This is a genomic window from Scytonema sp. PCC 10023, from assembly GCF_963920835.1.
GTDB lineage: Bacteria > Cyanobacteriota > Cyanobacteriia > Cyanobacteriales > Nostocaceae > Kalymmatonema.
Window position 1 is genome coordinate 1 of record NZ_CAWUDP010000198.1, and the last position, 7,412, is coordinate 7,412.

Sequence of the window (7,412 nt, forward strand, 5' to 3'; positions counted from 1 at the left end):
ATGATCCTTATTGCTGGTCGAAGCGTTTCTTATTGCTGGCTCCTACAACTATGGAGACGTGCGCGAATTCCCAGATGGAAAGTGCATTGCACCCTACTGCATTACCGCATCTCCACCCTGCCCACCATTCAGCATTCAAGGGAAGCGACTTGGAGCGGATGACCCGCGAGACTGCTTCCCCGCGATCGTCAGAATTATCGAACAGTGGCAACCTGCCTATTTTGCAATTGAAAATGTTCGAGGATTACTCAACTGTCCCCTGCGACCAGGTGATAAACAATCCTACTTTGGATTTCTCCTCTCTGAGTTTTCCCGCTGCGGGTATGATGTCGAATGGCGAGTTATTTCGAGTGGAGCCTTTGGAGCGCCCTTTCTTAGAGAACGGCTGCTCATGGTGGGAAAGTCCGACCGCCTTATCTTCAACGGGACGAGCGCCTGGAACGACCAAATTAGAGAGCAGCTTAATCAAACAGGGAATTTTGAGCCGTGGGCAAGTAATCAACCCAGCCTTCTTAGAGGAAACTTTCGGGATTCCACAGGGCTGGACAAACCCGTTGGAGTGCCGTCCGGCGACGGAACTATTAGAAAAAGACGAGCTGCTCTCGGAAATGCACTTGACCCCAGAGTGGGAGCGATCGCCCTCCGAAGAATCAAATACTTACACTCAATTGCCTCCATCCGAGCCTGAATTAATACCCGAGATTTTCTCAGAGGAAACCGTGAGAAGTGGGGGAGATGAGGGCGATAAGGGAGATGAGGGAGCAGTAGGGGTAGTAATTTCTTCCTCATCCTCCTCATCCTCCTCATCCTCTCCATCCCTCATAAAAGATGGGGCATGAGAATCATTGGAGCAGAAAACCGGGTTAAGCGATATTACATGAATAATACAGAAGTGTTTGTTAGCTACAACCCTTGTTTTCTCGTTGAGTAGTACCAGTGTGATAATCAAAGGCAACTAACCGTAGCTGGTGTAGAATCCTTATATCATCAGATTTTCAGGCTTAACCCGGTTTTCTGGTCGTTTGCTACTAAGACCCCGGGTAGTTTTATTGACCTTAACTTAGACCAGCTTAGACAGGCAGGGCGTTCACTTGGTCAACAAATCGGTGCAACTTTCTTAGAGGAAATGTCCACGACTGCTGAGGAAACCATTAAGACAGGACTCAACAGCCTGGGAAAGGCTCTATCACCCCGAAAGAAAAAATCTTGAATTGGTTGAGTGGACACAGATTAGTTGTGGCGAAGCCCGCAGGGCGGGCGGCTATCGCCATCGCCATCGGGCTTGTCTGGTTCGCTCAGTTCACCATCTCAGGTTACTTACACGCCTTTGGTCAGTCGCTTTATCAGCAATACAAAAGTATTACTCATGACAAGGAATGAATCAACCCAAGTAACTCCCGCTGCCATTGCTGCCATTAGTGTGAGTATTGCCGCTACAGCAGTTGGAACAGTCGCAGGGCTGACGGTCGAACCAGAGGACATTGCCAAAGCAGCCCGAGAGATACCCGGACATATACAACATACTGTCCAGGATTACTTGGGTACAAATAACTGTAAAAAATAGGAGAAACTATTGTGGTAAAGAAAGCAGCAGAAGCATCAGACGCAACGCCAAATCAATCACCAGAATGGATTGATGAGATGACCTATGAGGCAGGTAAACACATTGAATTGGGCAAGGCACGAGCGCAAAAATTGAGAGGATACCGCGCTAAAACTGTAGCTGCAACCCACTGGGCAGACAAGCAGGAAGTAAAAGCAAAACGGCAAGAAGTGCAGCTTAAGACTGAGCGCACTAACTTACAAATTGACCGAGAAAAAGATGCGATCGCTGATACGAACCTTAAAGGCACACAAGCCGAAGGTGTACTTAATAAAGTCGGATGGACACAGAAGCTGACTAAAAAAGCTTACTCAGTTGGCATCAAGCCCGGAACTATGGGAAACGCCCTACCGCCTTCATCTGCGGAGGTGATTAACCTGGTTGATTTAGTAAAGGGGACGAGTAAACAAAAGCAGGAAGTTGAGCGATGAAACCATCAAGGTATATTGTCACAATGACCACTACTTTTTTGATGGCTGCATCGCTGCTTACAGATGGACTCAAGTGGATTTACTCAATCAATCGGGCTTTAACTCTTCCACTTGGTTTTAGTGCATTACTCGTCACTCTTGGATTGTTCTACTTGCTCAAAAAATAAACAAATAAATGATTAGGACGTTTCAATTTTTGTTAACGTCCGCCAACGTGGCAAGTGCTGCACTTTACCCGCTCCTCAACTTTAACCAAAGCGTTTTAGTTAGGGTTGCGGGTATTTCTTGCGGCGTTTTGGCTATCTCGTTACACCGTGGCGGACTGTTTCAGCCCATAACTCAGTTAAATAATCAGAAGTGGACTTTAAGGAAAGAGGTTAAAAAGCTTGAATCAAACATCGTTTTACTCAACCGCAAACTGCAAGATACTGCCACAGCCAAAGAAAAGGAGTTCAAGCAGCGTGAGCAGGAGCTAACAGATAAAGAAGAGAAGTTGACACAACAGTTAGAAGAATTAGCTACCACCAAGGAAGCTGAATTAAATGAGCGTGAGCAAGCATTAACCCAAGCAGAAAAGGATTTAGAGGAGCAAATACAAGCAGCTAATGAAGAACTGCAAGCCGATAAAGAAAAGTTTTTGAAAGAGCAAGAAAATATTGTTGCTCAGTACCAATCAAAGATTGAGTTACTAGAATCTGAGCTTGATGATATGCGATCACTTCTCGCACAATATGAAGCGCCAGCACTCCCTGAGGGTTCCAGCTTTGAGATTATCTTGGTAAGAAGATGTATGGAACTCCTCTTAGAAAAACGGGTGGTATGTGAATTCAAAGGTGTGGGAGTTGACCCCGACGGCTACGTGGTCGCACGACTTAAGCCACAGGACGGAGGACAAAAGGCTATCGAGAAATGGGCCAATCATCTCCACATTGAGATGGAGTTGGCTGAGCCGCCAACCTTTGATACCTTGCGTGGTGCGGTGCAAGTTTGGATGAAGCCCCAGGAAATGGTTAAACTCCCGCGTGTCCCTTTCGCTGAGCCTTCGCCGAACCCTCCGCCGAACCCTTCACCGACCCCCCCGAACCTTCGGGTGGTGAGGAGCGAAGTAAGCAACGAATTGCCCGAATCAACCACAGGGCAACAGCCCAGGAAACAAACAAAAGAATTCACTGAAGACTTGCTGACCTTCGTAGAACCTTCTACAAAGCTTCCCCCCTACGGGGCTATCCGGCAAATAGAACGCGACTGGGTCGGATTCCTCTATTACTTCCGTGAACCACGAATCACGAGCCAGAAAGAAATTATTTTTAGGATTTGGGGTCACAAAAGCGGGGACAGTAACGGCTACAGAAGCGCCAGGGCGCGACTACACACCATCCTTAGTGATGCGGGAATTGAAGTGAGGAGGAAGGTAAATGAATAGCTTGGATTTTTGCTCACGCTATCTACCAGCTATCTGGGCAGAGCGAGACTTACAGCTACTCATTCAAAAACGTTTACGCCGTTACTGGCTGAAAGCGCCGGACGAGGTACAAGTAAAGACTCCCGCTTCTCTAAGACGAATTGACATCGCGACTTGGATGACGGTCTATGAGGTGAAAAAGTGGCTAACGCGTGACAATATTTTTCACGCCGTGGCACAGACAGAACTGTACACACACTACGGTACTAAAATGTTTTGGGTAATCCGAAAGCGTCGGGTCATTCTGGGGCTTGCCCCTACTGAACCAATGGACTATGAGCAAGCTGTGAGGGTAGCCAGAGATTTCAGAAAGATGGGCATTGAAGTTATTTTCATCAATGAAACTGGGCTAGACTTCCCGATTCCCGAAGTCGGAGCAATTATGATTTTGATTGGATTAGTGGCGATGTTGCTGGCGATTGCCCTTTGGGCAGTGGGCTAAAGCCCAATCGCTCTTTACCTCGCCTCACAATAATTCACATATCAGAGGGAGAGAGGACAACTATTTACAACTCTGGCTCTGTCCAAATCCAGAAGAAATGGCTTGGGTGTCAGTTGCTTTCCCAATTTAAGCCTAAGACAGGCACCGCTTACTTTTTTATCTCTCCCAAGCAAATTGTAATTGAGGGTTTAGTGTAGCGATCGCTCTTTGCATTGCCACCCTCAATTAATTTGCAGATATCAATATATGATGTTTCCTCTGAGAGTCTTCTCAGAGGAATCTTATTTCTCACTGGTTGTGAGAACTTCTCTTAGAAGATTCTTGTTGTCACAGGTTGCCATTAAGAAACCAAAACCATTCAAGCCCAAAAAAGAGATAAATCGTTAAGCAGATATAGAGTAATGGTGATACCCCTCTTTCTTGGGTTGCGATTTCCTTCTGCATCTGAGATAAAGTCACATCTTGCACCTGGAAATTTGAATGTCAATTCCTTGACTAAGTGTTAGTTCTCTAAGGCGTTCAATATTTTGTAAAAGAAGCAACACCACTAAATGGGGAAATATAGTTTGAAATGCAATTTCTGCGGCTTCGCCCCAATTGGGTAGGTCTGGAGCGTGAGCTGTCGATAAATAAGCCCAATGGGCCAAAACATAAGAAATAAGAGACAGTCAGTAGGGTAGAGTCGATGGGGACTATGATGTCCCGCACCTCTCTGTTAGAACCGTACGTGTAACTACTCCCTTCTCGGTCTAAGATTACCTATCTTCTTTTTGTTCTTCCTTCTCTTCTCCTGTCGGAGACGCGAAGCGAACGAGACGGCTTCGCCGAACGTGTCCTAACGCGACGCCAGTCGCCTGGCTGTCGGGAAACCCGACCGCCGTAGCGCTGGCTCGTCTTTGCGGTACCCTGCGGGAAGCCGGTGCGCGTCTACGTTAAATTAGGTATTTTTTGGGCGGGAAGGGAGTAGGTTTTGGGCGTGGGCAAGAATTGAAACCATTGTTCTTGCTTTAGAAAGGATATATTTCAACGCCCTTTTTCTCATGTTTTGGCACAATAATGCAAATCTGATGACTTTGCTTAGAAAGCAAATTAGCATTAGTTAATAATATTGATAATCACTATCAGGGGGAAGGGGTCGCTGTTGGCGACCCCTTCCCCCTGCTTCATGAGTGCACTCTCCTGGCACTTCTCCAATTTAACGATTGCGCGAAGCGCAGTGCCCCTTGGGCAATCGCCTACGCTGAGGTACATTTCAGTATTATGAACATTTATATAGTTATATCTATGACTTTTTATTGCGTAAGCTCATTCTCGCTTCTCGTGTTACTTTACTACACTCTTATTGGTGGATTAAGGGTTTATCCAGATAGGTGCAAGATCTGAGTTACGCAAAGGGTTTCTTGAGAGTCCACACAATCATAATTTTTCAAAAAGAGTTTACTTATAACATTACATATAGTAATATTCAAAATATGCTGCATATATACAGCAAGTATCATGTACATAGAATAATTGAAAATTTCTGAAAAATAAGGAGAGAACACGTATGAGTAAACTATCCATAAAAAGTAACGCTGTTTACTTTATAAGAAATTATAAACATAACCAAGCTCGCTTAGCTCAATTTGAAAAGAACGAATATCTACCTGGAAGTAAGATATATACAAAGTGGGGTACTTTTGCAAATGGTATTTATGAAGACCAATTATGGATTTTAAAAGAAGCACTCCCACATTATCCCAATTCTTTTTATATTGTAAATTGGACATCAAATCATAGATTAACATATCTTACCGAGATGCCTCAATTAACAAAGCCCTATGATGGTTTTACGTCATTATTAGAGCTGAGTAAGGAGCTTTATGGTCTGAAAGATATTCCTAAAAAAGCGATATTATTCGGAGGAGATTTTTTTGAAAATCAACTGTGGAGATTTTCAGAAGCTGGTGACAATAGTTATAGAATTATTAATTATACAAATCCAAGAGCTAAATTAGCAAAATGGGGTAAGTCTGATCAAGATTGTGGTGTTTATGACAGTGATGATTCATTGTATGATGATCAAAGATGGGTATTAGAACCTAGATTTTACAATGTAGAAGAGGTAAAGAATCTTGTTTATGAAATGAGAAATGCAGGAAGTCTCCCTGATGAAATAAAACGTTCCGTTGAACACGGATTTACTCAAGTTAATATAGATAGTGTAAAAGAAGTAAGTTCATTTAAAGCATCTGCTGAAGTTTCTTTTGAATTAAAAAACGTTTCAAGTACTGTTAGGACAGAATTTTCAAAGGAAATTGAAATAATAACAAGCCGTCAAACAACTAAATCATATAGTGAAAGAACAGAAAAATCTTTTATTTGTCCTCCAAAAACACTTAAAGCTTGGTATCAAAAGCAATTAAATTTTAAATCTTACATAGAAGAGCACAATTGTTCTCTACTACTTAATAATCTTGAAACTGATGAAAAACCTTTATAAAACGTTAAATTGATCGAAACGTGCCATTAAGTACAGTCCACCATAAAAAGTAGACCTGTTTCATTGCACGCAACTTTGTCAACTCCATTTTATCATTGTTGAAAGACGCTTTCACTGCGCTCGGACGTTGCTGAAACTTTGTATAGTCAGTAGACCGAAAAGTTTTCCAGAAGCCTTACCAGTCCTTCATTTTTCCGTGGGAATGCAAGGAGGCGAAATCAGCTTCTAATTTACCTTTCAAGCACCTCTGTTCTGGATGGACGTGCATAGCTGTAGCGAACTGCAAACATCCAGCGATAAAACTGCAAACAAGGCGATTTTGAAACCACATTATTTGCAAATAAAGGGAGTCTCAAAACCTGGAGTTTAGACTAAGGCATGGAAAATGACCCAGCGATGCTGGGTTAAAGAAATTTAAATCAGAAAATATGAAAAGAGATAAACTAAGCAGATTTCGCCGCCTGCTTACGGGGTTTAGAAGTACGTTTTCTGACAATAGGATATGTGATTCTACGTTGGCGTGGCTGTCCAGTTTCCCAGCCAGGAGATTTTCCACGGGGTTTTGGAGGTTTAGCTGGGGTGTCATATGAAATCCGGGTAATTAGTTATCGTATATAGAAGTCTTCGGCCACCAGTGGTAGCAAGTTAATCTACTGATAAAACCTTTGTGTTCTAGCAAGACTTGACAACGCGCAACTAATGCGTCTTCAAGTTCGTTGATAGATTTAAAATAATTATTAGCAATTGGTTCATTCGTGAGCGTCCACAATCGTTCTGCGGGTTGTAATTCAGGTGAGTATGGTGGCAAAAACTCTAAATGTAGACCATGTGGAATTTGAACTTCCTTGCTCATGTGCCAACCTGCACGGTCAACTGTCAGTAAAACGTGCTTGCGATCGCCAAGACCAAATTCTCGCGCAAAATCAGCTAAAACTTGGTTAAACAAATGTGTATTGACACGGGGCAAAACCCACCAATATGTTTCTCCGGAC

9 protein-coding genes are annotated in these 7,412 nt (G+C 43.4%); 8 read left to right on the top strand and 1 reads right to left on the bottom strand.

The window, feature by feature from the left end; genetic code table 11:
* Positions 1–58: 58 nt before the first annotated feature.
* The 8 genes from ACM0OZ_RS47145 to ACM0OZ_RS47180 all read left to right on the top strand — a co-directional run bounded on the left by ACM0OZ_RS47145 (position 59) and on the right by ACM0OZ_RS47180 (position 6,420).
* Positions 59–688, top strand: a complete 630-nt coding sequence (locus tag ACM0OZ_RS47145; RefSeq protein WP_414589879.1) for a DNA cytosine methyltransferase — start codon at positions 59–61, stop codon at positions 686–688.
* Positions 689–1,236: 548 nt separating this feature from the next.
* A complete protein-coding gene (locus ACM0OZ_RS47150) occupies positions 1,237–1,380 on the top strand; it encodes a hypothetical protein (RefSeq protein ID WP_414589871.1) in 144 nt (47 codons plus the stop codon).
* The gene (locus ACM0OZ_RS47155; RefSeq protein ID WP_414589872.1) at positions 1,367–1,564 is read left to right on the top strand and encodes a hypothetical protein; all 198 of its coding nucleotides are present in this window, start codon (positions 1,367–1,369) and stop codon (positions 1,562–1,564) included. The genes ACM0OZ_RS47150 and ACM0OZ_RS47155 overlap by 14 nt, the downstream gene beginning before the upstream one ends.
* Before the next feature lie 11 nt (positions 1,565–1,575).
* Positions 1,576–2,034 carry a hypothetical protein gene (locus ACM0OZ_RS47160; RefSeq protein WP_414589873.1) on the top strand — a complete coding sequence of 153 codons (459 nt, stop codon included), beginning with the start codon at positions 1,576–1,578 and terminating at the stop codon, positions 2,032–2,034.
* Positions 2,035–2,057: 23 nt separating this feature from the next.
* A complete protein-coding gene (locus ACM0OZ_RS47165) occupies positions 2,058–2,201 on the top strand; it encodes a hypothetical protein (RefSeq protein WP_414589874.1) in 144 nt (47 codons plus the stop codon).
* An 8-nt stretch (positions 2,202–2,209) separates the two neighbouring features.
* Entirely contained in the window at positions 2,210–3,457 is a 1,248-nt protein-coding gene (locus ACM0OZ_RS47170) for a hypothetical protein (RefSeq protein ID WP_414589875.1), read from the top strand.
* A complete protein-coding gene (locus ACM0OZ_RS47175; RefSeq protein ID WP_414589876.1) occupies positions 3,450–3,938 on the top strand; it encodes a hypothetical protein in 489 nt (162 codons plus the stop codon). Before ACM0OZ_RS47170 ends, ACM0OZ_RS47175 begins: the two co-directional genes overlap by 8 nt.
* Positions 3,939–5,484: 1,546 nt before the next feature.
* Positions 5,485–6,420, top strand: coding sequence for a hypothetical protein (locus ACM0OZ_RS47180; protein WP_414589877.1), 936 nt, complete (start codon positions 5,485–5,487; stop codon positions 6,418–6,420).
* A 601-nt stretch (positions 6,421–7,021) separates the two neighbouring features.
* On the opposite strand, the gene ACM0OZ_RS47185 is transcribed toward ACM0OZ_RS47180, so the two are convergent.
* Positions 7,022–7,412: transposase (locus tag ACM0OZ_RS47185; protein ID WP_414589878.1), on the bottom strand; the 391-nt coding region annotated here is incomplete at its 5' end.